At 71.4% G+C, this 26304-nt stretch carries 26 protein-coding genes; 8 read left to right on the top strand and 18 right to left on the bottom strand.

Features of this window, described 5'->3' with window-relative positions; translation table 11 throughout:
- Positions 1-85: 85 nt before the first annotated feature.
- The 8 genes from DEJ14_RS01570 to DEJ14_RS01535 all read right to left on the bottom strand — a co-directional run bounded on the left by DEJ14_RS01570 (position 86) and on the right by DEJ14_RS01535 (position 6911).
- Positions 86-643, bottom strand: a complete 558-nt coding sequence (locus DEJ14_RS01570) for a TetR/AcrR family transcriptional regulator (protein ID WP_220036438.1) — start codon at positions 641-643, stop codon at positions 86-88.
- Between the two features lie 27 nt (positions 644-670).
- Positions 671-2203, bottom strand: a complete 1533-nt coding sequence (locus DEJ14_RS01565) for an MFS transporter (RefSeq protein WP_111085854.1) — start codon at positions 2201-2203, stop codon at positions 671-673.
- Positions 2204-2272: 69 nt separating this feature from the next.
- A complete protein-coding gene (locus tag DEJ14_RS01560) occupies positions 2273-2929 on the bottom strand; it encodes a DNA alkylation repair protein (protein ID WP_181437571.1) in 657 nt (218 codons plus the stop codon).
- 244 nt (positions 2930-3173) lie between these two features.
- The gene (locus tag DEJ14_RS01555; RefSeq protein WP_181437572.1) at positions 3174-3530 is read right to left on the bottom strand and encodes a helix-turn-helix domain-containing protein; all 357 of its coding nucleotides are present in this window, start codon (positions 3528-3530) and stop codon (positions 3174-3176) included.
- 346 nt (positions 3531-3876) lie between these two features.
- Positions 3877-5073 carry a peptidoglycan DD-metalloendopeptidase family protein gene (locus DEJ14_RS01550; RefSeq protein WP_111085858.1) on the bottom strand — a complete coding sequence of 399 codons (1197 nt, stop codon included), beginning with the start codon at positions 5071-5073 and terminating at the stop codon, positions 3877-3879.
- 123 nt (positions 5074-5196) lie between these two features.
- Entirely contained in the window at positions 5197-5673 is a 477-nt protein-coding gene (locus DEJ14_RS01545; protein ID WP_111085859.1) for an SRPBCC family protein, read from the bottom strand.
- The gene (locus DEJ14_RS01540) at positions 5670-6077 is read right to left on the bottom strand and encodes an ArsR/SmtB family transcription factor (RefSeq protein ID WP_111085860.1); all 408 of its coding nucleotides are present in this window, start codon (positions 6075-6077) and stop codon (positions 5670-5672) included. Before DEJ14_RS01540 ends, DEJ14_RS01545 begins: the two co-directional genes overlap by 4 nt.
- A 78-nt stretch (positions 6078-6155) precedes the next feature.
- On the bottom strand, positions 6156-6911 hold the full coding sequence (locus DEJ14_RS01535) for an AraC family transcriptional regulator (RefSeq protein ID WP_111085861.1): 756 nt from the start codon (positions 6909-6911) through the stop codon (positions 6156-6158).
- 76 nt (positions 6912-6987) lie between these two features.
- Here DEJ14_RS01535 and DEJ14_RS01530 point away from each other — a divergent pair, with 76 nt between their 5' ends.
- Entirely contained in the window at positions 6988-7806 is an 819-nt protein-coding gene (locus tag DEJ14_RS01530) for a sulfite exporter TauE/SafE family protein (RefSeq protein WP_111085862.1), read from the top strand.
- Positions 7807-7835: 29 nt separating this feature from the next.
- A complete protein-coding gene (locus DEJ14_RS01525; RefSeq protein ID WP_111085863.1) occupies positions 7836-9713 on the top strand; it encodes a gamma-glutamyltransferase in 1878 nt (625 codons plus the stop codon).
- Between the two features lie 107 nt (positions 9714-9820).
- On the opposite strand, the gene DEJ14_RS01520 is transcribed toward DEJ14_RS01525, so the two are convergent.
- Positions 9821-10864, bottom strand: a complete 1044-nt coding sequence (locus DEJ14_RS01520) for an NAD(P)-dependent alcohol dehydrogenase (RefSeq protein WP_111085864.1) — start codon at positions 10862-10864, stop codon at positions 9821-9823.
- A gap of 177 nt (positions 10865-11041) precedes the next feature.
- Between DEJ14_RS01520 and DEJ14_RS01515 the strand changes: the two genes are divergently transcribed.
- Together DEJ14_RS01515 and DEJ14_RS01510 are read left to right on the top strand one after the other, a co-directional pair.
- Positions 11042-11482 (top strand): OsmC family protein, encoded by a 441-nt coding sequence (locus tag DEJ14_RS01515; protein ID WP_111085865.1) that lies wholly within the window; start codon positions 11042-11044, stop codon positions 11480-11482.
- A gap of 113 nt (positions 11483-11595) precedes the next feature.
- Positions 11596-13125, top strand: coding sequence for a threonine/serine exporter family protein (locus DEJ14_RS01510; RefSeq protein WP_111085866.1), 1530 nt, complete (start codon positions 11596-11598; stop codon positions 13123-13125).
- A 9-nt stretch (positions 13126-13134) separates the two neighbouring features.
- Here DEJ14_RS01510 and DEJ14_RS01505 read toward each other — a convergent pair whose 3' ends face one another.
- The gene (locus DEJ14_RS01505) at positions 13135-13818 is read right to left on the bottom strand and encodes a TetR/AcrR family transcriptional regulator (RefSeq protein ID WP_111085867.1); all 684 of its coding nucleotides are present in this window, start codon (positions 13816-13818) and stop codon (positions 13135-13137) included.
- Between the two features lie 178 nt (positions 13819-13996).
- Here DEJ14_RS01505 and DEJ14_RS01500 point away from each other — a divergent pair, with 178 nt between their 5' ends.
- Entirely contained in the window at positions 13997-14314 is a 318-nt protein-coding gene (locus DEJ14_RS01500) for a hypothetical protein (protein WP_146249780.1), read from the top strand.
- Between the two features lie 91 nt (positions 14315-14405).
- Here DEJ14_RS01500 and DEJ14_RS01495 read toward each other — a convergent pair whose 3' ends face one another.
- Entirely contained in the window at positions 14406-15347 is a 942-nt protein-coding gene (locus tag DEJ14_RS01495) for an SDR family oxidoreductase (RefSeq protein WP_111085869.1), read from the bottom strand.
- 198 nt (positions 15348-15545) lie between these two features.
- Here DEJ14_RS01495 and DEJ14_RS01490 point away from each other — a divergent pair, with 198 nt between their 5' ends.
- Entirely contained in the window at positions 15546-16262 is a 717-nt protein-coding gene (locus tag DEJ14_RS01490; protein ID WP_111085870.1) for a hypothetical protein, read from the top strand.
- A gap of 1 nt (position 16263) precedes the next feature.
- Here DEJ14_RS01490 and DEJ14_RS01485 read toward each other — a convergent pair whose 3' ends face one another.
- The 4 genes from DEJ14_RS01485 to DEJ14_RS01470 form a co-directional block, all read right to left on the bottom strand.
- Positions 16264-17046 carry an endonuclease/exonuclease/phosphatase family protein gene (locus DEJ14_RS01485; RefSeq protein ID WP_111085871.1) on the bottom strand — a complete coding sequence of 261 codons (783 nt, stop codon included), beginning with the start codon at positions 17044-17046 and terminating at the stop codon, positions 16264-16266.
- Between the two features lie 34 nt (positions 17047-17080).
- A complete protein-coding gene (locus DEJ14_RS01480; protein WP_111085872.1) occupies positions 17081-18574 on the bottom strand; it encodes an LCP family protein in 1494 nt (497 codons plus the stop codon).
- A gap of 174 nt (positions 18575-18748) precedes the next feature.
- Positions 18749-19399 (bottom strand): GntR family transcriptional regulator, encoded by a 651-nt coding sequence (locus DEJ14_RS01475; protein ID WP_111085873.1) that lies wholly within the window; start codon positions 19397-19399, stop codon positions 18749-18751.
- A 12-nt stretch (positions 19400-19411) separates the two neighbouring features.
- Entirely contained in the window at positions 19412-21535 is a 2124-nt protein-coding gene (locus DEJ14_RS01470) for an MMPL family transporter (protein WP_111085874.1), read from the bottom strand.
- Positions 21536-21623: 88 nt separating this feature from the next.
- On the opposite strand from DEJ14_RS01470, the gene DEJ14_RS01465 reads away from it, so the two are divergent.
- Together DEJ14_RS01465 and DEJ14_RS01460 are read left to right on the top strand one after the other, a co-directional pair.
- A complete protein-coding gene (locus tag DEJ14_RS01465) occupies positions 21624-22037 on the top strand; it encodes a MarR family winged helix-turn-helix transcriptional regulator (protein ID WP_111085875.1) in 414 nt (137 codons plus the stop codon).
- A gap of 78 nt (positions 22038-22115) precedes the next feature.
- Positions 22116-23150 (top strand): LCP family protein, encoded by a 1035-nt coding sequence (locus DEJ14_RS01460; RefSeq protein ID WP_111085876.1) that lies wholly within the window; start codon positions 22116-22118, stop codon positions 23148-23150.
- A gap of 89 nt (positions 23151-23239) precedes the next feature.
- On the opposite strand, the gene DEJ14_RS01455 is transcribed toward DEJ14_RS01460, so the two are convergent.
- The 3 genes from DEJ14_RS01455 to DEJ14_RS01445 all read right to left on the bottom strand — a co-directional run bounded on the left by DEJ14_RS01455 (position 23240) and on the right by DEJ14_RS01445 (position 26272).
- On the bottom strand, positions 23240-23932 hold the full coding sequence (locus DEJ14_RS01455) for a LysM peptidoglycan-binding domain-containing protein (protein ID WP_111085877.1): 693 nt from the start codon (positions 23930-23932) through the stop codon (positions 23240-23242).
- A gap of 302 nt (positions 23933-24234) precedes the next feature.
- A complete protein-coding gene (gene rlmC, locus DEJ14_RS01450) occupies positions 24235-25386 on the bottom strand; it encodes a 23S rRNA (uracil(747)-C(5))-methyltransferase RlmC (RefSeq protein WP_111085878.1) in 1152 nt (383 codons plus the stop codon).
- 7 nt (positions 25387-25393) lie between these two features.
- Positions 25394-26272 carry an SMP-30/gluconolactonase/LRE family protein gene (locus tag DEJ14_RS01445; protein WP_181437573.1) on the bottom strand — a complete coding sequence of 293 codons (879 nt, stop codon included), beginning with the start codon at positions 26270-26272 and terminating at the stop codon, positions 25394-25396.
- Positions 26273-26304: the final 32 nt, after the last annotated feature.

Genomic DNA, 26304 nt, shown 5'->3' with positions numbered 1-26304 from the left:
CGCGGACCGGACCACGGGGGTCGGGCCGGTCGCCTGCGCGGGTGACCGGCGGGGCGGCCGCGCACCGGACCTCCTGGCCGCGTCGTCAGGCGGGTTCTGCCAGTGCGAGCAGCGCGTCACGGGTGACCGCCAGCTCGCGTGCGTCCAGGTACGGCGGCATGGCGGTCGCTGCTGCGAGCCCCTCGGCCGCGTGCCGGACGACCAACGTGCGGTCCTCGGGCAGGCCGTCGCGCGCGAACATCGCGCGCCAGTCCTCGGCGTCCGCGGCGACGACCGCCTCGACCCCCGGCACTGCCATCAGACCGGTCCAGTGCGCCGTCGGCGAGAAGACCTCCATGGCGCGTTGGCTACCGCCGCATAGGGTCCGCACGTAGGCGCGGAGGACCTTGCCGGGGCGGTTCTCGGCGAGGTCGACGTGTCGCAGCACCTCGTCCTTGAACGTCGCGAGACCGTGCGCGGCGACGGCGAGGAGCAGCTCGTCCTTCGACGGGAAGTGGTGGAGCAGGCCGCTCTTGGAGACGCCGGCGTCCGCCGCGATCTCGGCGACGCTCACCCGGGTGCCGCGCTCGGCGAGCAGCCGCTCGGCTGCCTCGAGGACCGCCTGGCGGGTGCGCTCACGATCGCGGGTGCCGTCAGTGCTCACGACGACCTTCAGTGCTCATGACGACCTTCAGTGCTCATGCGGTCCATCCTGCCGGTTCGGGATCACCCGGAGTGCGACCGCGGCGGCGACGGCGAGCGCCACGGCCGCGCAGATCGAGGCGAGCTGCATGCCGCCGGTGAAGGCGTGCCGCGCCTGTTCGAGGATCGGGTCGCCGTCCTGCAGGACCTGGGACGCCGACGCCAGGGACTCACGGATCCGGTCGCCGACACCGCCGCTGACCGCGCCGCTCGTCACGTCGAGGTTCGACCGGTAGAACGCGGTCTGCAACGAACCGAGCACCGCGATGCCGAGTGCGACGCCCAGTTCGTACCCGGTCTCGGAGATGGCCGAGGCTGCACCAGCATGCTCCCGAGGCGCCGCGGCGACCACTGCGTCGGTGGCCAGGGTCATCGAGACCCCGACGCCCAGGCCGACCACGGCGAGCGCGATCGCGATGCCCCAGTACGTCGGCAGCCCCTCGGCGAACGCGAGACCGGCCATGCCCACGGCAGCGACCGCCAGGCCGAGACCGATCGACCGGCCGGGTCCGACCCGCCGGGACAGCAGCCCGATGATCGCGATCACCGCGATCGAGGCCAGGGTCGCCGGGAGCTCGGCCGCGCCCGCGAGCAGCGGCGTGAACCCGCGGACCAGCTGCAGGTACTGCGAGAAGAAGAACAGCAGTCCGCTCAACGCGAAGACCGACAGCGAGTTCGCGACGACGGCACCTGAGAACGCCGGGATCCGGAACAGCTGCAGGTCGATGAGCGGCGTCGTAAGGCGCTTCTGCCGGCGGACGAACCACCAGCCGGCGCCGATGCCGAGGAGCGCCGTCAAGGGCACCGTCCAGTCGAACCCGTGCCCGGCGACGTGCTTCACGGCGTACACGAGCGGCACGATCGCCAGCACCGAGAGGACGGCGGACAACAGGTCGATCGGCGTGCGCGAGCCACCCTTCGACTCGGGCAGCAGGATCGCGCCGGTGATGACGATCACGACGATGACGGGGATGTTGATGAGGAAGACCGAGCCCCACCAGAAGTGCTCGAGCAGCGCACCGCCGACGAGCGGCCCGGCGGCGGCACCGCCCGTCGCACCCGCCGACCACACGGCGATCGCGGTGGTGCGCTGCCGGGCGTCGCGGAAGATCGTGCGCACCAGCGACAGGGTCGACGGCATCAGGGTCGCTCCGGCGATGCCGAGCAGTGCCCGCGCGGCGATGAGGAGCTCGGGCGACTGCGCGAACGCTGCGGCGGCCGAGGCCAGGCCGAACGCGACCGCGCCGATGAGCAGCAGGCGCTTCCGGCCGATCCGGTCGGCGACGTTGCCCATCGTCACGAGCAGCCCCGCGAGCGCGAACGAGTAGACGTCGCCGATCCAGAGCACCTGCGTCGCGGTCGGGTCGAGGTCCGCGGTCAGCGACGGGACGGCCAGGGCCAGCACGGTGCCGTCGATCGCGAGCAGCACCACGGCCAGGGTGAGGACGCCGAGGGACGCCCACTCCCGGACGGAGGCGCGGTGGATCGGGGCAGTGCTGGTGCTCGGCGTGGTTTCGGTCACCCGGTGACTCTAACCGACCGTATGGTCGGTAGAGCCGACTGCACAGTTGGTTGCCAGCGTCGTTCGCGCTCAGCCGCGCAGGCGGTCGCGTTCTGCCGGCGGCAGGTGCTCGGTCGCCGTGTGGCGCGCCGCCGGGGTCAGGAACCGTCCGCTCTTCTCGAGGAACGCCACGAGCGCCGGCTCCGACGCCCGCTTGCCCGTCTCGCGCAGGACCCACCCCAGCGCCGACTGCACCGTGTCGCTCCGCTCCCGCACCAGGCGTCCGGCGATCCCGAGCGGCACCTCGGCGTCGCCCTGCTTCGCGAACGCCAGGGTCGCCACGACCGCGATCCGGCGGACCATCGCCACGTCCGACTTCACGAGCGCGAACAGCGGGCCCGTCGAGCCGCCCACGAGCGGCGCACCGACGAGCTCCTCGGCTGCCAGGTCGACCAGCGCCGGGTCGTCGAAGCGCTCGGCCTTCGCTGCCGACAGGTACTCGTCGGTCAGCTCCGGATCGGGGTGCTCGCGCATCGCCAGCACCAGCAGCAGCACGGCGATGAGCTTCGCCCCGTCGTCCTCGCTCCACAGCAGCGCCGAGCGCTCGCCGTCGTCGAGGCCTTCGAACCGCCGAGCGACCCGGCGCGCTGCCGCGACGTCCCCGCTGGATCGCGCGAAGGCGACGAGCACGGCCTCCGCGTCAGCCCCGTTCCCGGTCCCGGTCCCGGTCCCGCCGCGCGATGTCATCCGGTAAAGGATATCCGCGCCGTCCCGCCCGCACGTCGTGAGCAGGAATGGTCGGGTGCCCGAAGGCGACCCGACCATTCCTGCTCACGAAGCGGCACACCGTTGGCCCATCAATTCGAGAATCGCTGCGCAGCCTCTCGGATTGCCTCGGCGTGGAGGTAGATGTCGTCGAGATGTCTCGACTCCCGGGCGCGAGGCCCCACTTCGGTGGGGCCTCTGTACTTCCCCCGCGGATCGCTGGGGATCAGGAGGCCGCGAGCGCCACGGGTTCCCCCTCGCGCACGAGCTGGTGCACCCGTTGGTACGAGACCCCCAGCACGACCGCGATGTCGCGCAGGGTCAATCCGTCATCCTTGAGTGAGATCGCGATGGCCCGCCGAAGCGACAGCGCCCTCGCTTCCTTGACCTCGGCCTCGGCGCGGAGTGCTACCGCTTCGTCGAGCGACTGAGCGAGCTCAGGTTCGAGTTCCACTCGGATGACGACCACGACCTCGTCTTGGTCGACCTCGGCGACGAACGCGATGGCCTCACGCTGGGCATCAGCGGCGAGGTCGAGCCGGCGGACCTGTGAGATCGCGCCGGGGAACTGATCGTTCTGCACGATCCACCAGTGACCCTCACGATGTGCACGTGACGTGTAGGTCATCGCCACCACCCCTTTCCGAGCTCCTGCTCATACTGCTTGAAGAACGCGCGAGCCGTGCCGTCTGCGATCTCGGAGTGCCGACCGATCGTGCTCCGAGTACTTCCGACGACGACACCGGTGTGGTTCGTCAACTCGACCTCGCGGTACTCAAGGCCCGCAGTACGTGCTGCGATCTTGATTCGCTTCAGTACCGCCTGTCGTTTCACAGCATATGTCTAGAGCGCTTGACCGTTCAAGTCAAGCGCTATAGACGAAGCGGCATACGCGAGCCCCCGCCACCGGCGCCGGCGCCGGCCCCGGATCAGCGGAAGTGCATGTTCTTCAACGGGTCGACGAGCGTGCCGTTCCGCCGCGTCTCGACGTGCACGTGCGGGCCGGTCGACTGCCCCGTGTTGCCGGACTTCGCGATCTCGGTACCGAGCTTCACGATCTGGCCCTTCTTCACCTCGATCTTGCTGAGGTGGGCGGTGAGCACCGCGGTCATGCCGTAGGTCACGACGATGTAGTTGCCGTACGAGGCGTCGTTCGCCACCGTCTTGGTCACCTCGCCGGTGCCGGAGCCGTACACCGGGGTACCGACGGGCACAGGGGCGTCGGTACCCTGGTGGTAGCGCGGGACGTGTCCGGCGCCACGGTCGTCGCCGTACTTGCCGGTAATCTTCGTCCCGTTGACGGGCCATGCCAGTCCGGTGACGGGTCGGCTCGACCAGACGCGGGTGTCCTTGGACCCGTAGAGCACGACGTTGCCGTCGACCTGCACGAGCAGGTTGCCGGAGCCGGCCGTGCCGGTGCGCGAGGTCCAGAGCGCGACCTTCTTGCGCGATGCGTCACGGGTCCAGATGACGAAGTTGCCCTTGGGCTGCAGTTCGGCCCAGGCGCCGGGGTGCCCGCCGGTGCGCGACTGCCAGACGACGCGGCCGCTGACCTTCTGCACCAGGTTGCCGTCGGTGCGCATGTTGAGGATGCGCGTGTTCGTGGTGTCGGAGCGCAGCACGGTGCCGCCGAGGAGGGTGTTCCCCGAGGCGACCCGGTCCTGGTAGGTGGTCCAGTTCACGACGACGGACCTGCCGGCGAGCAGCGCCATGGTGCCGTCGGCGCGGATCTTCAGCGCCGTCGAGTTCACGGTGCCGGCCGAGGCCCAGCGGGCCAGTCGCTTGCCGTTCTTGGTGATGTCGAGGGCACGGTTCTTGCCGACGACCGCGATCGCACCGGGGGAACCGGCGGTGTTCGAGGCCCACAGCACGCGGTTCCCGATGCCGTACTCGACCAGGTTGCCGTCGCCCTGCATGATGAGCTTGAACTGGCCGTTCGGCGACGTCACCTGGTCGCCGGGGTTGATCTTCGTGCCGGCGGGTGCCGATCCGACCCACACCGCCGATGCTGCGGCGGGTTCAGCGGTCGCGACGAGGGCACCGGCCGCGAGGGCCAGCACCGTGAGGGCGCCGGCGAAGCGTGGGAGTCGGCGCGCACGTGCGACGGTCGACGGAGTGGTGGTCATGGATCCCCTGACTCGGAACCGACCACGCCCCTGCGCGGTCGTTCGGCGCTCGCCCTGTACGAGTCACCGAACGATGTTCGCTTTTCTGCGCGGGGCGCACAACCCCTTGACAGGGGGGTGCGGCTACGGCTGCTGGAAGAACTCCTTCGGTGTCGCCAGCAGTGCTTCGAGCTTGTGGAACGACTGCGTCCAGCCGGCGATGTTCATGTCGCGCATGAACTCGGGGAAGGGTCCCTGCGTCAGGGTGACGATCGTGCCGTCGCCGTCCTCGGCGAACTCGAGCGTCAGGGACAGCGCGGTGCCGTCCTCGACCCCGGGGATGCCGTGCGCGGTCGAGGTCCCGACGATGATCCGGTTCTCCTCGATCTGCTCGAGGGTCGAGGTGACGGGCGACGACCACTCGGCGTTGTCGTTGCTGACCATCGTGAGGTTCCAGGCGCCACCGACCCGCGCGTCGACCTCGACGGTGGCGACGGGGACGTGGAAGCCGAGGGGGCCGAACCAGAGCGCGAGCAGCGCCGGGTCGACGAACGCCCGGTAGACGTCGGCGACGGGGTGGGCGAAGCGGTGGGTGGCGTGGGCGGTGAACTGTTCGGTCATGACTGCTCCTGCGGATCGACGGTGAAGGCGGAACTGGTGGAACTGGCGGGTGGGGCGGTGGACGGGCTGCCCACCGGGGCGGGCGTGCGCTGGGCGGCGAGCAGGGCCTCCAGGCGGTCGAACCGGCGGTCCCAGTCGGGACGCAACCGGCCCAGCCAGGCGCCGAGCTCGTCGACGGCCTCGGGCCGGAGACGGCACGTGCGCCACGTGCCGTGCCGCTCGCGCGTGATGAGGCCGGCGCGTTCGAGCACGCCGAGGTGCCGCGAGATCGCCGGAGCGCTGACGTCGAACGGCTCCGACAGCTCGGAGACGGTCGCCTCACCCTTGCCGAGCCGTTCGACGATGCGCCGTCGGATCGGGTCGGCGAGCGCCGACAGGACGACGTCGGTGTGGTCGGGATCCATCGTCGCCTCCTCGGTGAACCAAACGGTTAATTAACCGCTGCGTTCAGTATGCGTCCGCACCGGCGGGGGCGCAAGGCCTCACCGAAATCGAGACGGCGGGGCCCCGAACGCCTTCGAGAAGGCGGCGGTGAACGCCGCAGGGGTGGCGTAGCCGAGTCGGCCCGCCACCTCCGTCACGGTGCCGCGTCGCAGGGCCGGGAGGCTCGACAACAGTCGCGCACGCACCCGCCAGTTCGCGGGCCCCACCCCCGTGGCCGCACGGAAGTGGCGGTCGAGGGTGCGTTCCGAGACGGCCGCCGCACGCGCCCAGTCGGCGTTCGTCACGTGGACGTCGGGCTCGGCCAGGTACGCCCGACACAGGTCGCGCAGGACACCCCGTGGCGGCAGCGAGACGCTCAGCGGGATCGGTGCGACGCGCTGCAGCTCGTGCAGGGCGAGCCGGACGAGGGTGCCGTCCCGGCCGCCGTCGTCGTACGGCACGTCGAGCGCGTTGGCTGCGCGCAGCACCTCGCGCAGCAGGGGCCCGACCTCGACGACGGTGCACCGTGTCGGCCACCAGGGCACGGCGTCCGGCTCGACGTACAGGCTCCAGGTGCTGACGTCGAGCATCCGGACCTCGTGGGGCACCCCGGGCGGGATGAGCACGGCCCGGTCGGTCGGCACGGTCCACGAGCCGTCGTCGGTCTCGACGAGCATGACGCCGCTCGCTCCGTAGAGCAGCTGCGCCCGTCGGTGCTCGTGCCGGGCGAGCAGGTGATCCGGCGGGTAGTCGGTGCCGATCGGCAGGACGTCGAACGGCTGGTGGTCGAACTCGGAGACCGGGACGTTGCGCACACGTCGAGGCTAGGTCTCGAAGGAACCTGCCGCACACCCGATCGTCCGCCGTGGTGATCCCCGCTGGGATGGAGGCATGTCGTTCATCGTGCTCGTGGTCATCGGGGTCCTGGTCGGGGTCACCACCGTCCTGTTCGGGTTCGGCGGTGGGTTCGTCACCGTGCCGATCATCACCGTCGCCGATGCAGCCCTCGGTGGCGACGCCGTCCGGGTGGCCACGGCGACCTCGGCCCTCGTGATGCTCGTGAACGCCGCCGTGGCCCCCGTCTCGGCCCGGCGCGGCGCACTCGCACCGCTCCGGGGTCGTTCGTCGCTGTTCGTCCTGCTCGGGGTCGGCGGCGCGGTCGGGGTGCTCGCCGCACGAGGGGCCCCGGACGCGCTCCTGCGCTGGGGCTTCGTCGTCTACCTCGGGGTCACGGTCGCCGACCTGCTCCTGCGCCCGGGCTTCCTGCGCAGCTCGGCGACGGATCGCGCAGTCGCGACCCCCGGCGGTGGACGCGACCACGGACCGACCCGCACCGGCGTACCGACCGCCACGGGCCTCCCGATCGGTGCGGTCGCGGCGTTCCTCGGCGTCGGAGGCAGCGTGATGACCGTCCCGATGCTGCGCCGGTCCGGTGCCACCATGACGGCGGCGACCACGCTGGCGAACCCCCTCACGCTGGCGATCACGCTGCCCGCAGCTGCGGTGACCATGCTGCTGCCGGCGGTCGTCCCGCACGCCGCCGGACTCGTCGGCGCCGTCGACGTCCGGGCAGCCGCGGCCCTGCTGGTCGGCGCGATGCCGGTCATCGTGCTGCTCCGACGTCGCCCGCCGCACCTGCCCGAGGTCGTGCACGCCTGGGGGTACGTCGCACTGCTCGTCGCAGCGGGGATCGTCGTGGCCCTGGGCTGAGCGGCGAGCCCTGGGGAGAGGATGGGTGCATGCCGACGCCGAACCCCGCCTTCGTCCCGCCCGCCACACAGACCTCGCGCCCGGACCTGCAGGGCACGTTCGGCATGGCGGCCGCGACGCACTGGATCGCGACCGCCACCGCACAGTCGGTGCTCGAACGCGGCGGCAACGCCTTCGACGCAGCCGTCGCGGGCGCGTTCGTCCTGCACGTGGTCGAACCGCACCTGAACGGCCCGGGCGGCGACCTGACGGCGGTGTTCGCGACGGCGTCTGACCCGACCCCGGTCGTGCTCGTCGGCCAGGGTCCGGCACCGGCCGGCGCGACGCCCGAGCACTACCGCGCCGAGGGCCTCGACCTCGTCCCCGGCTCCGGCGCGCTCGCCGCCACCGTCCCGGGTGCCGTCGACGCGTGGCTGCTGCTGCTCCGCGACCACGGCACGTGGGAGCTCGCCGACGTCCTCGCCCCGGCGATCGGCTACGCCCGTGACGGCCACCCGGTCGCAGCCGGGGTGGTCCGGACGATCACCGCCGTGCAGGGCCTGTTCCGTGGCCACTGGCCCACGTCCGCCACGCAGTGGCTGCCAGGAGGCACCGCACCGGTCGCCGGGGACCTGGTGCGCAACGAGGCGCTGGCCACAGTGCTCGACCGGCTCCTCGACGCCGGTGACGGCTCCGGCAGCCGGACCGCCCGCATCGACGCCGCACGGAGCGAGTGGGCCGAGGGCTTCGTCGCCGAGGCCATCGACCGCTTCGTGCGGGAGACGCACCGACACGCGTCGGGGACCGACCACGCCGGGGTCATCCGGGCGTCGGACCTGGCGGCGTTCCGGGCGTCGTACGAGCCCGCCGCGACGGCGGAGTTCCGCGGCTGCACGATCGCGAAGACCGGGCCGTGGGGCCAGGGTCCGGCGCTCCTGCAGACCCTGCGACTGCTCGATCCGCTCGACGACGCACTGCTCGACCCGTCCACGTCGGTCGGCGCACACACCATCGTCGAGGCGCAGAAGCTCGCCATGGCCGACCGCGAGGCGTTCTACGGCGACGGTGACGTCCCGCTCGACGTGCTGCTCTCCGACGCGTACACCGACGAGCGGCGTGCGCTGATCGGCGAGCGGGCCTCGGCCGAGCTGCGTCCGGGAATGATCCCTGGCGCCGAGCGGGCGATGCCGCCGGCCCGGACGTCGTACTCCGCCGGCGACGGCGCTGGCCTCGGCGAACCCACCGTGCAGGTCGCGCGGGACACCGAGCGCGCGCCGGTCGCTCCGGTCGCTCCGGTCGAGGACCGCGGCGAGCCGTTCGTGGCCCCGGACGGCGAGACCCGGGGCGACACCTGCCACATCGACGTCGTGGACCGCTGGGGCAACATCGTCAGCGCGACACCGTCCGGCGGCTGGCTGCAGTCGTCGCCGACGATCCCGGAGCTCGGGTTCTGCCTGGGCACCCGGCTGCAGATGACCTGGCTCGAACCGGGCACGGCGTCGACGCTCCGCCCCGGCGAGCGCCCCCGCACGACCCTGACGCCGACCCTGGTGCTCCGTGACGGCGCACCAGTGGCCGCGGTCGGTTCACCCGGCGGCGACCAGCAGGACCAGTGGCAGCTGCTGTTCCTGCTGCGGTGGATCGTCGGCGGGTACACCCCGCAGCAGGCGATCGACGCCCCGGCGCTGCACACGACGTCGTTCCCGGGGTCGTTCTGGCCGCGCACGTGGGAGCCGGCGGGCCTCGTGGTCGAGGACCGGATCGGCGACGACGTCATCGCGGAACTCGAAGCCCGCGGACACGTCGTCACCCGCGCCGGCGACTGGAGCCTCGGCCGTCTGACCTGCGTCACCCGCGACCCGGCGACCGGTGTCCTCGGCGCGGCGGCGAACCCCCGCGGTGCGCAGGGCTACGCCGCGGGCCGCTGACCCGGGGTCGTTCTTTCCCAGGGCGCTCGCGATGGGAAGCGGATTCGGGCGCACCTGGTCCGAAGTTCCGACCAGGTACGCCCGAATCGACCAGGGACGCCGCGAGGTCAGAGCGTCGGGACGACGACCGCTCGACCCGCCAGCTCGCCGGCCTCGAGCTTCCGGTAGGCCTCGAGCGCGTCCGACAGCGCGTAGCGCTCGACGTCGGGGACGATCTGCCCGGCGCGGTACATGGCGACGACCTCGTGCAGGTCTTCGATGGTGCCCCAGTAGGTGTTCGTGATCGTCGACTCGTACGGCGTCGCGAAGAAGTTCCACTCGGTGGTACCGCCGGCGATCCCGACGACGGTGAACCGGCCACCGACGGCCATGGACGCCTGCGCGACCTTGATGGTGGGCGTCGCTCCGACGAAGTCGAACGCGGCATCGACCCCGCGGCCGCCCGTGATCTCGCGGATCGCGGCGGCCTGGTCCGGCCCGCCGGGCACCGTGATCGCTCCGCGGGCGGCAGCGCGGTCCATGGCGTCCTGCTTCATGTCGGTCGCGATGACCGTGGCGCCGGTGAGCGCGGTGAGGATCTGCACGGCGATCTGCCCGAGGCCGCCCAGCCCGACGACCAGCGCGTACTTGCCCCCGCCTGCCAGGTTCGGCAGCGCGTTCTTGATCGCGTGGTACGGCGTGAGTGCGGCGTCGCTGAGCGGTGCGGCAGCGATCGGATCGGCATCGCCGAGCGGCACGAGGTTGCGAGCGGGGACGCTGACGTACTCCGCCATGCCGCCGTCCCGCCCGAGACCGATGCCCATGGAGGGGTTCGTCGCGGCGTTCTCGCAGTAGGTGTCCTGCCCCTTGGAGCAGTACGAGCAGTGCCCGCAGCCGACCGGCCCGTAGACCAGGTAGGCGTCGCCCTCGGTGAACCCGGTCACGCCGTCGCCGACGGACTCGACCCAGCCGGAGTTCTCGTGCCCGAGCACGAACGACGGGGACTGTGCGCCCGGCTGGCCCTCCTGGAACTCGCGGTACACCGCGACGTCCGAGTGGCACGCGCCGGCACCTGCGACCTTGAGGAGCACCTCCCCCGGACCCGGGGTGGGCTTCGGGACCTCTGTCAGGGACGGGAAGGTCTGGTACTGCTCGAACACGACGGCGCGCATGGTGGGTCTCCTTTGAACGCCATTCAGGCTACACCTGTCGTTGAACACGACACCTGTCGCCCAAAACCGAGAAGCCTGCGTCTTCGCCGTGAGCCGGTTGCGAGAACGGGCGTTCTCCGCTTGACTCGGCTGCGACGGCCCCGCTCGGGTCCGATCCCCCACACGAAAGGAGCGGCCATGCCCACGCGCACCGCACGCACCGCCTGGAACGGCGGCCTCAACGACGGTTCCGGCCAGGTCGAACTCTCCAGCTCGAAGGTCGGCACCTACGACGTCTCGTTCCCGAAGCGCGCCGCTGACGAGGCCGGTGGCAGCACCAGCCCCGAGGAGCTCATCGCCGCCGCACACTCGGCCTGCTACGCCATGCAGTTCTCCGCCGTCCTCGGCGAGGCCGGCGGAACGGTCGAGGCCCTCGACGTCAAGGCCGACGTCTCGCTCGGCCCGGACTCCGCCGGCGGCTTCAAGCTCACCGGCATCGCCCTGACCGTGCACGGTGAGGTCACCGGCATCGACGAGGCGACCTTCCTCAAGGCCGCCGAGGACGCCAAGGCGACCTGCCCGGTCAGCAAGGCACTCACCGGCGTCGACATCACGCTCGACGCGACGTTCGAGCAGTAGGCGGGTCGCGTCCGAGACGCGACCGACCACCTGACGGGAGGCCCGGTGCCAGCTGGCACCGGGCCTCCCGTCCGCTCTGGTCGCGTCCAGATCGCGACTGGCACCATGGTCGGATGGCCGAGCAGCACTTCCCCGGCGAACCCAAGCCGGGGCGCCCACACCGGCCGCCCCGCCCCCGACGCCGCAGCCTGGCGCAGCACGACCTGCGCGACGCCCGTGCCCGACTGCGCGGCACGATCTACGAGCACGTCGAACCCGACGCCAAGGGTCGCGACCAGTACACCGCCGCGCAGATCGTCGACTTCTGCCTCGACCTGGCCGAGGTGATGCTCGCCTCCGGCGCCGACACCCGCAGCGTCGAGACCGCCGTCGTCGCGGTGTCGACGAAGTGGAACCTGGCCCCGCTCGACCTCGACTTCTCCGGCAGTTCGGTGACGCTCCAGTACGCGCCGGCCGACATCCCGCCGCTCGTGAAGGTCCGGACGGTGAGTTCCGACGGCTCCGACCTCGACCGACTCGCACGTGCGAACCAGATCGTCGACGACCTGATCCACGACGAACGGGACATGACCTCGGGCGTGAGCGCCCTCGTGGCGGTGCTGCGGATGCCGCCGCGCTGGCCCACGTGGCTCGCCGACGTCGGGCTCTCGATCCTGGGGACCTCGATCGCGATGCAGGCCGGTGGCGGATGGCGAGCGGGCATCGGTGCCTTCGTGTTGATGTTCGGGATCATCCTGTCCGGGCGCTGGCTGACCGGTCGTGGCTACCCGCAGTTCTTCGTGTCCGGAGCGCAGGGAGCGGTCGCGTCGGTGATCGGCACCCTGGCCATCGGTGTGGGCGTCCTGCACCCGGCGGGTGCCGCCACGATGGTGGCGGCCCTGGTGGTGCTGCTCCTGCCGCACGTCTCGCTCGTGACGTGGGCGCAGGACGCGATATCCGGCTTCCGTGCGATGGCGGTCGCCCGGGCGTTCTACATCGGGTTGGTCATCGCTGCCATCGTCGTGGGGGTGCCCGCGGGGATCGCGATGACGAAGTGGCTGCACCTCGAGGTCGACCCGTCGGGCATCGTCACCCAGGCGCTGCCGTTGTGGGCGTCACTCTCGCTCACGGTGGTGTCGGCCGGCGCGAACTGCTTCGTGCAGCAGGCCAGTGCGCGGGTGATCCCCGTCGCGGTGGTGTTCTCCGTCGCCGCTGGAGCCTCGCTGTGGGGCCTGCGGCAGCTCGGCCTGCCGCTGCTCGGCGCGACGTTCCTGGCCGCGGTCCTGCTCGGCGTGCTGTCCACCTACGCAGCCGCGCGGATGCGGACCGCGGTCGCGGCGATCGCGGTGCCGGCGTTCTGCGGAGCGCTGCTGCCCGGTGTCGCCGTGTCGAACGCACTGCTGAACTTCATGTCGGGCTCGTCGAGTGCGGCCCTCGACTTCGTGGCCGCGGTCTCCGTGGCGCTCGGGATCGGCGCCGGACTCGTGCTCGGCGGCCTGTTCGCGACACCGGGCGCGCGCCGGGCGCTCCGGCGGACCCGTCGGGTCGTCGTGCACTCGGTCCACAACGACACCACAGCGCTCCGGGTCATCCGCGACACCGGGTACGACCCCGGCGACGGTTCGGTGCCACGCGGGTCGCGGTCGGCGCCGAACGGACGCTGACGGTCCGGGCTAGATGTCCCAGCTGCCGTCGTCGCCGTCGCTCCACGTCGCGTGCCGACGGGCGGCCTGCGGCTCGTAGCGCTCCATCCAGCCGCGCTCGAGTCGGGCCACCGCACGGTCGAACGCCGGAACCAGGTCGAGGTCCGATCGGAGCAGGGCCTGCAGCTGCAGCCCCTCGTACAGCGCGATGAGCTGCTCCGCGCCGCGACGGGGTTCCATGGTGTGCGGGGCGCGGCCGACGGCGATGTCGTGTTCGAGGCCGCGCTTCACCTGGGCGTAGAAGAGCTGGTAACGCGACCGCAGGTAGGTCGCCATCGGGTGCTCGGGGTTGCCCGCGACGGACAGCAGGGCGACGAGCAGGCGCATGAGCGCGGGGTCCTCGGCGTTCGACGCGACGATCGCGCGCAGGAGCTCGACGGTCGACCCGTCGCCGACCTCGCGGGTGACCTCGTCCATCCGACCGCCGTTCCAGCGGTCGACGGCTGCGAGCACCAGGCCGTCCCAGGACGGGAAGTGCTGCTGGAGCTCCTCGACGGGGATGCCCATCCGCTCGGCCACGTGCACGGCGCGTGCTTCGTGGAAGGGGACGTCACGGAGCAGGTCGACGGTGGCCCCCACGATCGTGATCCGGAGGTGCAGGGTCGCCGCCGCGGCCGCTGCGGCCTGCGTGTCGGCGCTGGTGTGTTCGAGCATCGTGCCCTCCGTCGTTCCACGGACGTCCTGTCCGAGGTCGCCCCGACCCGGGGCACGTCCATCCAAACGCAGAACGGGGGACAACAGAATCCCCGGTACGGGTGTCAGCACATGGGGGGACACGGACACCGGCACCACGCCCAGCGCGTTCGCACGGATCCGTGTGACGATGCCGGGCATGACCCCGAACGACCCCACCGCACAGGGACTCGCGACGATGGCCTCGGCCGGCTTCGAGTTCGGCGGCGACCCGGAGCAGGTCGCGCACGACGTCCGCGCGATGTGGGAGCAACTCGGCCGACCCACGGGAGCGTTCGACGCCGCCGCCCGGGCCATCGCGGTGCTGCCGCAACGCCCCGAGGTGCCGATCGTCGACCAGGCACGTCGCCGCGCGTTCGAGCAGGCGATCGGCATCAACCCGGTCGAGGTCGAGCTCGCCGCCGCGCTCTCGGCGCGGGAACTCCTCGAGCGCATGGCGCGCGCCGTCACCTGCTGACGTCGCCACGGCCCGCAGACGGGACCATCCGGACGACGGGAGGCGCAGTACCCACCGGCACCGCGCCTCCCGTCAGCCCGTCGTCGGCGCGCTACGGCGTCGGCATCCCACCGTCGACGTGGAGCGTCTCGCCGACCACGTAGGACGACTCACCGCTCGCCAGGAACACGTACGCCGGCGCGAGCTCGGCCGGCTGCCCCCAGCGGCCCAGGTAGGTCTGCTCGCCCGCGGACGGCAGCGCCTCGGGCGGCTGCCCGCCGGCCGGCTGCAGCGGCGTCCAGATCGGCCCCGGTGCGACGGCGTTGACGCGGATGCCCTTCGGTGCGAGCTGCGCCGCCAGGCCCTTCGCCAGGTTGTTCACGGTGGCCTTCGTGGCCGCGTAGTGCACGAGGTGCGGCGACGGTGCGTAGGCCTGGATCGACGTCGTGTTGATGATCGTGGAGCCCGGCTGCAGGTGCGGCACGGCGGCCTTCGTGATCCGGAAGGTCGCGTAGGCGTTCGTCTTGAAGGTCTCGTCGAACTCGTCGTCCGAGATGTCCTCGATCGAGGAGACGTTCTGCTGCTTGCCCGCGTTGTTCACCAGGATGTCGATCCCGCCGAGCTGTGCGACGGTGTCGGCGACGATCTGCTCGCAGACCGCGAGCGAGGTGATGTCGCCGGGCAGCGCGACGGCCTTGCGGCCGGCTGCCTCGATGAGCGCGACGATGCGGTCGGCGTCCTCCTGCTCCTCGGGCAGGTACGAGATCGCGACGTCGGCGCCCTCGCGTGCGTAGGCGATGGCGACCGCTGCGCCGATGCCGGAGTCGCCACCGGTGACGAGGGCCTTGCGGCCCGTCAGCCGTCCGGAGCCGCGGTAGGTGTCCTCGCCGTGGTCGGCGGGGACGTTCTCCGCCATCTCGGCGTCGGTGCCGGCGCCCTCGAGGTACTGCTCGTCGGGCTTCTTGTCGGCGTACATCTTCGTCGGGTCCTGCATGGAGTACTGGTCGAGCGCTGCCTGGTCGAGCCCTGCCTGGTCATTCTGCTGGTCCGTCATGCCGCCGACGGTACGCAGGGGCGCACCACGGGCCGCCCAGGAGGCTGTCCCCCGGCGCGCGGAGCGGCCAGCGTCCGCCGGCCGCACCGGTCCAGGGCCGCAGCTGCGTCTTCCTCGTTTGTCACGGTCCGGTGACGGCCAGGACCCGATTCGGTAACACCTGTCGTTCTGGACGGATCGGGGCCGTACCGTCGAACGGTGACCCCTCGGACCCTGCTGGCGCTCGGCGCTGCCGTGCTCGCCTTCTCGGCCGGTGCGCTCGCGTTCGACGGCACCACTGGGCTCGGTGCGGACACCGCCGTCGCGGCGGAGACGTCGCACGACGCCGCGCCGGTGCACGTGTCGAACGCGAAGCTCCGTCGGGTCGACTCGATCGAGCTCGACGCCGAGTCCCTGGTGCTCCGCAACGGTGGGAAGACCGTCGTCGAGTCGTCGATGCGCGACTCCCGGTTGACCGTGAGCCTGCTCGACCGCCTGCTCGGCACCCCGTCGCGCACCCAGACGGCCGAGGGCGACGGCGGCGCGTGCTTCCCGGCCGGCACCACCTACACGTGGGGCGGCGCCATCCGGGTCGCGGCCCTGACCACCGATGCGCAGGCGGGCAACGCCGTCGAGGTCCGTGTGCTGCGCGACCAGGTCCGCAGCCGGCTCGGTGCCCGGATCGAGCTGACCGGCCCCGGCGGCGTGCAGGTCGGTGACGACATCGCCGACGAGATCGCGGACGCCCCGCGCTCCGAACGGGTGTCCTTCGGCTCGGACGACTTCCGCGCGTGGCAGTTGCTGCTGCGCGCAGGCTGGGGCTCCTCCGACGACCAGGACTCCTCCGGCACGAACGGCGTCTCGGCCCTGACGGACGACACCACGGTCACGGTGCTCGGCTCCCCGATGCCCGTGCACGCCCAGCGGAGCTGCTGACTCAGACGCGGATCGTCGCGATCACCGGGAAGTGATCGCTGGCGAACCACGTCTCCGGCCCGTCGTGGTCGATGACGACCCGGGCGACGCCGGCGACCCCGCGGGTCAGCACCCAGTCGATGCGCTCCCCGGTGTCCACCGGCGGTTGCCAGTCGTTGAACGTCGCGGTCCGGTCCTCCGGGTCGCCCGCGAGCAGCCAGGTGTCGTCGAACCCGGCGTCGGCGAAGACCCGTGACGCGGTTCCGGCTCCGGCCGGCTCGTTGCAGTCCCCGGCGACGATGACCGGACCGGTCTCCCGTGCGAGCCGTTCGACGATGAGCGCCGCGCTCTTCCCGCGCACCTCGTCGCCGTGCTCGCCGAGTTCGTGGTCCAGGTGCGTGGTGAGCACCGTGACGGCCGGCCCGTTGGTGTCCAGGAACACGGCGTGGTTCGCGATGCGGGGGAACAGGCTGCCCCACGTGTTCGAGACCGGCTCGTCCGGGGTGTCCGACAGCCAGAACGACCCCTCGTCGGTCGGTCGGAACCGGTCACGTCGGTAGAACACCGCCGGGTGCTCCCCCGCGGTGCCGCCCTCACGCCCCTGTCCGACGTCCGCGTGGTCCGGCAGCCCGGCGCGCAGGTCGTCGAGCTGGTGCGCGAAGGCCTCCTGCACGCACACCAGGTCGGGGTCGTGCCGGCGGATGACGTCGAGGAGCACGGGGAGCCGGCCCGGCCAGTCGTGCTCCGGATCCGGGTTCTTGATGTTGTAGGTCATCAGGACGATCGGACGCGTTGCGCTGCTCACCCCTCGAACCTAGCGACCCGGTCCGGCCACGGCCTCAGTTGATGCAGGTGCCCTCGGTGCCGTAGTTGTGCACGTCGGTCGACTTCGGTGCGGGTTCCTTCGACGCCTGCTTGCTCGGCTTCGACCCGGAACCGGTGCTCGCGGGCTTCGAGGCGGTCGCGCTCGGCTCGCTGGCTGCCTTCGCGGTCTTGCCGTCGGTGCCGAGCACGAGGGTGACGCCGGTGACCGCGCTGGTGCGCACGGGGACGGCGCCGGGCACCGCTGCCGCGATCGCCTTCGCCTGGGACTCCTGGCCGGCGGGGTACTGCACCTGCGTGGCCTTGGTGGTGGCCGAGGAACCGGCCGGTGCGACCTGGAACCCGCGGCTCGTCAGGACCTGCCCTGCTGCGGTCGCAGCGCCCTCGACACCGCTGCCGTTCAGCACGGTGACCGAGGTGTTGGCTGGCTGGGCGCGACCGGCCTTGGCGTAGGCCTCCGGTTCGCCGACCAGGCCCTGCACGAAGGCGGGCAGCCCGACGGTGTCGACCTCGACGATGGACAGCGCCGAACCGTTCACGTAGATGGTCGGCGTGCCGAGGGTCGGGATCGTGGCCGACTGGATGTTCGCGGGGCGCAGGTTCCGCATCTGCGAGGCGAGGTCGATCAGGTTGGTGTCGGTCTGGATCGATCCACCGACGGCCTTCAGGATGTTGCCCATCTTGACCGGGTTCAGCAGCGTGCCGGCGGAGGTGACCTTCCGGGCCTCCTGCGACAGGAAGTACTGCTGGCGGACGTTGCGGTCCAGGTCACCGTTCGGCAGGCCGTGGCGCTGACGCACGAAGGACAGCGCTTCCTTCGCGTTCAGCGAGGACTTGCCGGCCGGCAGGTCGACGCCGGAGTACGGGTCGTTGGTCGCCTGGTTCAGGCAGACCTCGACCGGGCCGAGCTCCTTGACCACCTGGTAGAAGCCGAGCAGCGAGACGCGCACGTAGTGGTCGATCTGCAGGCCGCTCAGGTTCTCGATGGTCTTGATGAGCATCTTCGCACCACCGGTGTCGCCACCGCCGTTGAGCGTGCCGTAGTAGAAGGCGCTGTTGAGCTTGCCCTTGCCCACGTCCGGGATGTCGACGTACGAGTCACGGGGGAACGAGATCATCGTCGCCTGCGTGCCGTCGGCGTTGATGTGCAGGACGATCATCGTGTCGGTGTTCGTCGCACCGCCGTCCGACGTCGTGCTGAGTTCCGCCATCTGCTCGGGGGTGGCGTTGTCCGGCCGGTGGTCGTCACCGACGAGCAGGATGTTCTGCGCCTTGCCGTCGACGTCGTCCTTCGTGTCCTTCTTGCCGGTGATCGCGTTGACGATCGTGACCCCGCCGGACAGCTGGTTGTACGCGTACGCCGTGTAGCCGACGCTCAGCACGACGGCCATGGTGAGCACGCCCGCGATCGCCGGGAACACCACACCCGCTCGTCGCTTCTGGCGCCCGTGGCGCGGCGTCACGGCACCGCGGCGCGCGGGCTCCGTCGTCTGCTCGGGTTCGTTGCTCACCGGGAAACCATAACCGGAGCGCGCGCAGGGGACATGGAATCCGCCTGGAAGGTCACTCCACAGCCCCTGCGCGCGCGTCGCGGCTCGAGACGCGCGTGACGGCGGACGGGAGGCCCGTGGCGGGATCGCCACGGGCCTCCCGTCCGTCTCGTGGTCGCGCTGGGCGACGGGGCGCTACGCGCGCGACGGCAGCAGGTGGATGGCCTCCATCGCGAGCTCTGCCGCGATCGGGTCCTTCGCCAGGACGGCTGCCTTGAGGTTCTCGAGTTCGGGCAGGATCACCGCGGCCGGGATCAGCTCGGCGAGTTCGGGGACCCGGAGCTTGAAGGACAGCCCGTCAGTGGTCGACCGGCAGAGCTGCACGAGCGACGGGTTGCCGCAGGCGTCCGCCCACTGCGAGTAGATGTCGGCGCCGTTGCGGGCCACCTGGTCCTGCTCGTCGGCGCCGACCCGCGCGATGACGTCGTCGAGCATCTTCACGATCTTCTTGCGCTGCGGCTCGGTGAAGTTGGGCACCGCGAGGCGCACGACGCCCCCGTAGATGACGCCGAGCGTGCGGTAGGCGTCGAGGAGCTCGTCCTTCGTCGGGGCCGCCACGCGGGTGTAGCGGTTCGGTGCCATCTCGATCAGGCCGGCGCGGGCGAGTTCCGCGAGCGCCTCGCGGATCGGGGTGCGGGAGACCCCGAGCCACGCGATCAGGTCGTCGTCGTTGAGCCGCTCGCCGGGCTCCAGCGTGCCGTCCATGATCGCGTCGCGGATCTTGTCCTGCACGGTGTCACGGAGGAGTTTGCGCTCGGCGGCGGGCTGCGTCGAAGGAACTGGCATGCACCCAGCGTGTCACATGTGATGGTTCGCGCGCGAGAGGCGCGACGGCCACCAGGCCCGCCGACCGAGGTCGTACGCGATCGCCGGCACGAGCAGCGAGCGGACGACGATCGTGTCGAGCAGGACGCCGAACGCCACGACGAACGCGATCTGCACGAGGAACAGGATCGGGATGACGCCGAGGGCCGCGAACGTCGCCGCGAGCACCACGCCCGCCGAGGTGATCACCCCGCCGGTGACCCCCAGTCCGCGCAGGACCCCCTCGTGCGGACCGTGCCGCAGCGCCTCTTCCCGCACCCGTGTCATGAGGAAGATGTTGTAGTCCACCCCGAGCGCGACGAGGAACACGAACGAGTACAGCGGCACGCTCGGGTCCGCACCGGGGAAGTGGAACACGTGGTCGAACACGAGCGCTCCGACGCCGAGGGCTGCGGCGAACGACACGATCACGCTGCCGATGAGCACGAGCGGGGCGACGACGCTGCGGAGCAGGAGCATCAGGATGAGCAGGATCACGACCAGCACCACGGGGATGATCAGCGTGCGGTCGCGGATCCCGGTGTCGTTCGTGTCGACAGCCGTCGCGGTGACGCCGCCGACGAGCGCGCCGGGATCGACCCGTTCGACGGCCGTGCGGAGGTCGCGGACCGTCTGTTCGGCGGCGTCCGAGTCGGCCGGGTCGGACAACGTGGCCTCGAGCAGGACGTCGCCGCGCGACACGGTGGGCGCGGTGGGGGCGCCGCTCGAGGTCGGGTCGCTCGTCACGGGCACCGTGCCGGACGGGGCGTCCTTCGCGGCGGCGACGACCCCGTCGACGCCGTCGACCCCGGTGACGACGTCGACGAGTGCGTCGAGGTCGCGTTCCGACCCGATGACCTGCGCCGGGCTGCCGGAGCCGCCGGGGAAGTGGTCGGCCAGGACGTCCTGCCCGTCGCGTGCCTGTGAGGCCCCGATGACCAGGTCGCTCTGCGGGACCCCGTCCGCCTTGAGCCCGACCAGTCCCGTGCCCATCGCGAGCAGCCCCACCGTGCAGACGATCCACACGACCCGGGAACGTCTGGCGACGAGCCGACCGACCCGGGCCCAGACACCGCGGGCGTCCGGTCCGGTGAGCACCGGGTGGGCGCTGCCGTACGCGGGACGGAGCGGCCAGAACGCGGCGCGACGGAACGCGAGCAGCAGGGCTGGCAGCAGCGACAGGGCGGCGAGCAGGCTGAACGCGATGCCGATCGCCGCGACGGGACCGAGGGCCTTGTTCGAGTTGAGGTCGGAGAGCAGCAGGCAGAGCACGCCCACGATGACGGTGCCGCCCGAGGCCAGGATCGGCTCGAGGCTCCCCCGCAGGGCCGCCTTCGTCGCACCCCAGCCGGTGCGGTGGTCGCGCAGCGCCTCGCGGAAGCGCGCCGTGTAGAGCAGCGCGTAGTCCGTCGCGGCGCCGATCACCAGGATCGACAGGATCCCCTGCACCTGGCCGTTCACGGTGACGATGTCGGCCTTGGCGAGCCACCACACCACGAGGATCGAGGCACACAGGGCGAACGTCGCGGTGCCGAGCACGAGGATCGGCAGCAACGGTGACCGGTAGACGATGATCAGGATCACGAAGACCGCGGCGAGCGCCACCCCGAGCAGCAGGCCGTCGATGCCGGCGAACGCCTCGGTCAGGTCGGCGGTGAACCCGGCGGGCCCGGTGACGTACCCGCTGACACCGCTGGGCAGGGCGTCGTCGACGTCGGCGCGGATCGCCTCGACCGCGTCACCGGTGTCGGCTGCCGTGGTGAGGGTCGCCACGATCTCCACCGCGTCGCCGTCCTCGCTCGGGATCACGGGGCTGACGGCTTCGACGTCGTCGCGGTCACCGAGCTGGGTCGCGAGCTCCTTCGCCGCGGTGAGGTCGGAGGACGACATGCCGCCGTCGCGCTCGAGCACGATGATCGCGGGTGCGCCCGACTCCTGCCGGAACTCCGACGACCGCTCCTGCACCTTCGTGGCGTCGGCCGACGCCGGCAGGAACGAGGTCTGGTCGTTCGTCGACACCTCGGAGATCTTGCCGAAGTACGGACCACCGACGGAGGCGATCGCGAGCCAGACCACGATGACGAGCGCGGGGAGGACGATGCGGAGGAAGCGGGACACGACCGTGAGCGTACACCGGTCGTCAGCATGCTGATTACTAGACGGGCGCGACGCCGATTGCGACAGCTGTCGACCGTAGACTGCGCCCATGGACGACACGACCGAGCAGTGGCCCCTCGGCCGGCTGCTGTCGGCCGCGGCGCGCTCGGTCGAGCGGGACTGGGACGAACGCCTCCGCGCCATCGGGCTGCCGCACGCAGCCCTCATCGCGGTCGACATCCTGATCCGCACGGGCCCCACCGGCGCCGACACGATCGCCCGCACGGCACGGGTGCAACCGCAGACGATGTCGCGGACCCTCGAGCGCATGGAGCGAGACGGCCTCGTCGAGCGCACCCCGCACCCCGACGACCGACGGCGGCGGCTCGTGACGGTGACCGATCACGGACGCCGGGCGTGGGAGACCGCGCGGCACATCGAACGCGAGGTCCTGCCGGACGACCCGGCACTGCGAGCCGCCCTCAGTGCGCTCCTCCGGAAGCCGTCACAGACCGAACGGTGACACGCTGTACGTGAAATTCCACATGCGGTAGGATCGATCGGTCGGCGGCACGGCCGACTGAATCCGCAGGAGTCCCGCATGTCCGAACGACGGGCGGCCCGTCAGGCCGCCGAGACCGCAGCACGGACCGCCCGCCGCCCGGGGCGCCGACGCCCCTTCCTCGTGGCGCTCATCGCGACGATCGGCTCGCTGGTCGGCATCGCCACCGTGATCGCCGTCGTCGCGAGCATCTTCGTCGGCGGCCTGGCGCGCAGTTTCGACGCCCACACCGACACCATCACCGATGCCTTCCCGGGCGGCGCACGCCCCGCGGCGACCGACGGTGCGGAGAACATCCTGCTGATCGGCTCGGACCGGCGACCGAGTGGCGATGCCGACCGGACCGCGGGCGGTCGATCCGACACCCTGATGCTCGCCCACGTGCCGGCCGACCGGCGGGCCGTCTACCTGATGTCGATCATGCGTGACTCGTGGGTGGACGTCCCGGGTCACGGGCGCGCGAAGATCAACGCCGCGTACTCGTGGGGCGGGGTCCCGCTCACCGTGCAGACGGTCGAACAGCTGCTCGACGTCCGCATCGACCACGTCGCCGAGATCGACTTCACCGGGTTCAAGGACATGACCGACGCTCTCGGCGGTGTCACGGTCGACTCCGGGCAGGCGTTCGCCGCAGGCAAGTACGAGTTCGTCGCCGGCGCGAACCGGCTCGACGGCGACGCCGCACTGGCCTTCGTCCGCGAGCGCTACGCCTTCGCCGACGCCGACCACACCCGTGTGCGGAACCAACAGGCGTTCATGCGCGGGGTCGTCGGCGGGCTGCTCTCCCGCGGCACGATCACGAACCCCGGGCGCATCCAGGACTTCGTGACCGCCACGAGCGAGCACCTGGCGGTCGATGCCGGACTGACCTTCCCGACCCTCATCGGCCTCGGGTGGTCACTGCGCGACGTCCGGACCGACGACCTCGAGACGTTCACGATGCCGACGGCGGGATCCGGGACCTCCCCGGACGGGCAGTCCTACGTCACGCTCAACGAGCTGGCCGTCGGCTCGCTGTCACAGGCACTGCGGGCCGACGACCTCGCGGGCTGGCTGGCCGACAACCCCCAGTAGCGTTGCGGCATCCTCGACACACGCGCCACCCACGACGACGCCCCGCGACCGAGGTCGCGGGGCGTCGTCGTGTTCGTTCGGTGGAACGATCAGGCGGGGAGCTGCAGCTCCTGGCCCGAGTAGATGAGGTTCGCGTCGTCGATGGTCGACGTGTTCGCGGCCCACAGCTTGTTCCAGCCACCGTCGATCTTGAGCTTGGTGGCGATGGTGTCGAGCGTGTCGCCCGAGGCGACCGTGTACGTCTTGCCGCTCGTCTTCACGGCGGCGGGCTTGCTCGGCGTGGTGGCTGCCGGGGCGGCCTCCTGCGCGGGTGCCGGAGCCGGGGTGCTCGGTGCGGCCTGCTCCGGGGCAGCGGGGGCCGGTGCGGCCTGCTGCGTCGGGGCCGGAGCAGCGGGGGCTGCCGGAGCCGGAGCAGCGGCGGCCGGAGCGGCACCGCTCGTGCCGCTCAGTCCGAGCTGGGCCGAGCACGCGGGCCAGGCGCCCCAGCCCTGCGTGGCGAGGACACGCTCGGCGACGGCGATCTGGGCCTCGCGGCTCGCGCCGGCGGGGCTGCCGACGCCACCGTTGGCCTGCCAGGTGCCGAGGTTGAACTGCAGGCCGCCGTAGTAGCCGTTGCCGGTGTTGATGGCCCAGTTGCCGCCGGACTCGCACTGCGCGAGGGCGTCCCAGGTCGAGCCGGACGCAGCGTTCGCGGGGGTTGCCGCGAGGCCGACACCGGTCGCGGCGATGCCGGCGAACGCGAGGCCGCCGACGATGGTGCGGGTACGGGAAAGCTTCTTCATGTGATTGCTCCACCGGGGTCACGAGCCGCTTCGAACGCGGAATCCACTGCCCACCCCGACCGATCGCGGTCAGTTGTGGGGTGCGCCACCGGGGGCAGTGGTCATCGGGCCGGCGGCACCTCGGTCGGCAACCATAGGAAACTCTTCACTGTTATCAAACCGAGACAAACGGTTCTACCCGTTGGTGCTATGTACCCCGCACTCGAACCTGTACGCCGCGATGCCCATGGCCATGGTCATCGACCCGTACCCGGGTACGTCACCTTGGCAATTCCCTGGCAATGACGGTCAGGAGGCCCGGATCACGCCCGCGACAGCAGCGTGACGGCCTCGAGGTGGCCGGTCTGGGGGAACATGTCGAGCACGCGCGCGCGGCGCAGCCGGTACGACGGCATGCGCGCGAGGTCCTTCGCCAGGGTCACCGGGTTGCAGCTGGAGTAGACGACGTGCTGCACGTCGGACTCCTCGAGCCAGGTCGACAGCGCCTCGCCGATCCCGCGTCGTGGCGGGTTCACCAGGACGAGCTCGGGCACCGTGTCGGGTCGGGCGCGGAGTGCGTGCTCGGTGGCGTCGTCGGCGGCGAACCGGAGCCCCTCGAGCCCGGCCTCGCGCGCGGACTGCTTCGCCGAACGGATCGCCTCGGCACTGGTCTCGATGCCCGTCACCGCTCGGCCCGGTCGCGCAGCGTGCAGGGCGAACCCACCGACGCCGCAGTACAGGTCCCACATCGACGCCGGGTCGAGCTCGTCGATCCACGCCGAGGCCTGCGCGTACAGCTCGGTGGCGACGGCGGTGTTGGTCTGGAAGAAGCTCTGCGGCCGCAGGTGCATGGTGATCCCGCCCAGGCGCATCGGCAGCGTCTCCTGCTCGGTGAGCACGATCTCCCGGTCGCCCTCGGTCACGGCCTTGTGCTCGGGCAGCAGGTTCGCCGTGACGACCACCACGTTCGGCAGGACCTCGCGCAGCAGGTCGAGGTACTGCCGGATCCGAGCGACCTGCCCCTCGGACCGCAGGACGAACCGCACCATGAGTTCGCCGTCGGGCGACTCGGTGACCAGGACGTACTTCAGTTCGCCGCGTCGGGCAGCGACGTCGTACGGGATCAGCCCCGCGGTCGTGACGAACTCGGCGAGCAGGGGCAGCGCGTGCCGGATGCCGGGCGTGCAGATCCCGCAGTGCCGCAGGTCGACGCCGCGCTGCCGGTGGTCGAGGATGCCGACGGTCGGGTGCTCGGTCGAGCCGCCGACCACCATCTTCGCCTTGTTCCGGTACCCGGACTCGGGGCTCGTGATCGCCGGTGACCACGTGACCGCTCCGGGGCCGCCAGCCGCCTCGACGGCGTCGTGCAGGAGTTCGCGGGTGCGGAGCTCCTTGTCGAGGACCTGGTCGGCGTAGGGCTGCCCCATGAGCGTGCAGGACCGGCACACCCCGCGGTCGAAGTAGTCGCACTGCATGGCCGAGTCAGGATACGGCAGCGTCCCGCGTCGTCGTGGCGATCCGGTACACCGACGTCGTCGCCGTCAGGAACAGCGTCGTGCCGTCGTCGCCGCCGAAGCACAGGTTCGACGTCACCTCGGGGACGGCCACCTCGCCGATCCGCTCGCCGAAGGGGTCGAACACCACGACGCCGCGGTGCGACGACGACCACACGTTGCCGTGCACGTCGACCCGGATGCCGTCCGGTGCGCCCTCGCCCGGCTCGAGTCGCGCGAACACCCGGCCGTTCTTGAGCAGGTCGCCATCGGCACCGCCGCGGTCGTAGGCGCGGATGACCGGCTCGTCCCCCGACGAGCTCGCGATGTAGAGGACCTGCTCGGACGGGTCGAAGGCGAGTCCGTTCGGCTCGTCGACGTCGGTCGCGACGGGGCGCAGGTCCTCGCCGGACGGTCCGCACCGGAACGTCCAGTGGTCGCCGTACTCGCGCACGCCGGGGTGGCCTTCGCGCGGCTGGGTGATGCCGTAGGCCGGGTCGGTGAACCACACGCTGCCGTCCCGGGCGACGACGACGTCGTTCGGCGAGTTGAACCGCACGCCCGCCCAGGCGTCCACGATCGGCGTGACGACGCCGTCGCGGTCGCGCTCCACCCGCCGGAGCCCGTGCGAGCACTGGACGACGCTGCCGTCGCGGCCGAGCGTCCGGCCGTTGGTGAACTCGACGCCCTCGGCGTACGTGGAGGTCTCGCCGGAGTCGGCGTGCCACTGCAGGATCCGGTCGCCGGGGATGTCCGACCAGCGCAGGGTGCGTGACGCCGGGATCCAGCAGGGTCCTTCGGCCCACGTGCTGCCGGTGGCGATGCGCTCGAGCGCGCCGAGGTCCGGTACGAGGTCGTCCAGCAGCATGGGTTCTCCTTCGAACGGAGTGTCCACCCTAC

Origin of the sequence: Curtobacterium sp. MCJR17_020 (genome assembly GCF_003234365.2) — a bacterium.
Taxonomy (GTDB): Bacteria; Actinomycetota; Actinomycetes; order Actinomycetales; family Microbacteriaceae; genus Curtobacterium.
This window is presented reverse-complemented; position numbering and strand designations above follow the sequence as displayed.

What these genes read in the sequence shown, in the direction of transcription:
- DEJ14_RS01560 (WP_181437571.1), bottom strand. Translation starts at nt 2,929, where the DNA reads ATGACATCGCGCGGCGGGACCGGGACCGGGACCGGGAACGGGGCTGAC.
- DEJ14_RS01550 (WP_111085858.1), bottom strand. Translation starts at nt 5,073, where the DNA reads ATGACCACCACTCCGTCGACCGTCGCACGTGCGCGCCGACTCCCACGC.
- DEJ14_RS01545 (WP_111085859.1), bottom strand. Translation starts at nt 5,673, where the DNA reads ATGACCGAACAGTTCACCGCCCACGCCACCCACCGCTTCGCCCACCCC.
- DEJ14_RS01540 (WP_111085860.1), bottom strand. Translation starts at nt 6,077, where the DNA reads ATGGATCCCGACCACACCGACGTCGTCCTGTCGGCGCTCGCCGACCCG.
- DEJ14_RS01530 (WP_111085862.1), top strand. Translation starts at nt 6,988, where the DNA reads ATGTCGTTCATCGTGCTCGTGGTCATCGGGGTCCTGGTCGGGGTCACC.
- DEJ14_RS01525 (WP_111085863.1), top strand. Translation starts at nt 7,836, where the DNA reads ATGCCGACGCCGAACCCCGCCTTCGTCCCGCCCGCCACACAGACCTCG.
- DEJ14_RS01520 (WP_111085864.1), bottom strand. Translation starts at nt 10,864, where the DNA reads ATGCGCGCCGTCGTGTTCGAGCAGTACCAGACCTTCCCGTCCCTGACA.
- DEJ14_RS01515 (WP_111085865.1), top strand. Translation starts at nt 11,042, where the DNA reads ATGCCCACGCGCACCGCACGCACCGCCTGGAACGGCGGCCTCAACGAC.
- DEJ14_RS01510 (WP_111085866.1), top strand. Translation starts at nt 11,596, where the DNA reads ATGGCCGAGCAGCACTTCCCCGGCGAACCCAAGCCGGGGCGCCCACAC.
- DEJ14_RS01505 (WP_111085867.1), bottom strand. Translation starts at nt 13,818, where the DNA reads ATGCTCGAACACACCAGCGCCGACACGCAGGCCGCAGCGGCCGCGGCG.
- DEJ14_RS01500 (WP_146249780.1), top strand. Translation starts at nt 13,997, where the DNA reads ATGACCCCGAACGACCCCACCGCACAGGGACTCGCGACGATGGCCTCG.
- DEJ14_RS01495 (WP_111085869.1), bottom strand. Translation starts at nt 15,347, where the DNA reads ATGACGGACCAGCAGAATGACCAGGCAGGGCTCGACCAGGCAGCGCTC.
- DEJ14_RS01475 (WP_111085873.1), bottom strand. Translation starts at nt 19,399, where the DNA reads ATGCCAGTTCCTTCGACGCAGCCCGCCGCCGAGCGCAAACTCCTCCGT.
- DEJ14_RS01465 (WP_111085875.1), top strand. Translation starts at nt 21,624, where the DNA reads ATGGACGACACGACCGAGCAGTGGCCCCTCGGCCGGCTGCTGTCGGCC.
- DEJ14_RS01460 (WP_111085876.1), top strand. Translation starts at nt 22,116, where the DNA reads ATGTCCGAACGACGGGCGGCCCGTCAGGCCGCCGAGACCGCAGCACGG.
- DEJ14_RS01455 (WP_111085877.1), bottom strand. Translation starts at nt 23,932, where the DNA reads ATGAAGAAGCTTTCCCGTACCCGCACCATCGTCGGCGGCCTCGCGTTC.
- rlmC (WP_111085878.1), bottom strand. Translation starts at nt 25,386, where the DNA reads ATGCAGTGCGACTACTTCGACCGCGGGGTGTGCCGGTCCTGCACGCTC.
- DEJ14_RS01445 (WP_181437573.1), bottom strand. Translation starts at nt 26,272, where the DNA reads ATGCTGCTGGACGACCTCGTACCGGACCTCGGCGCGCTCGAGCGCATC.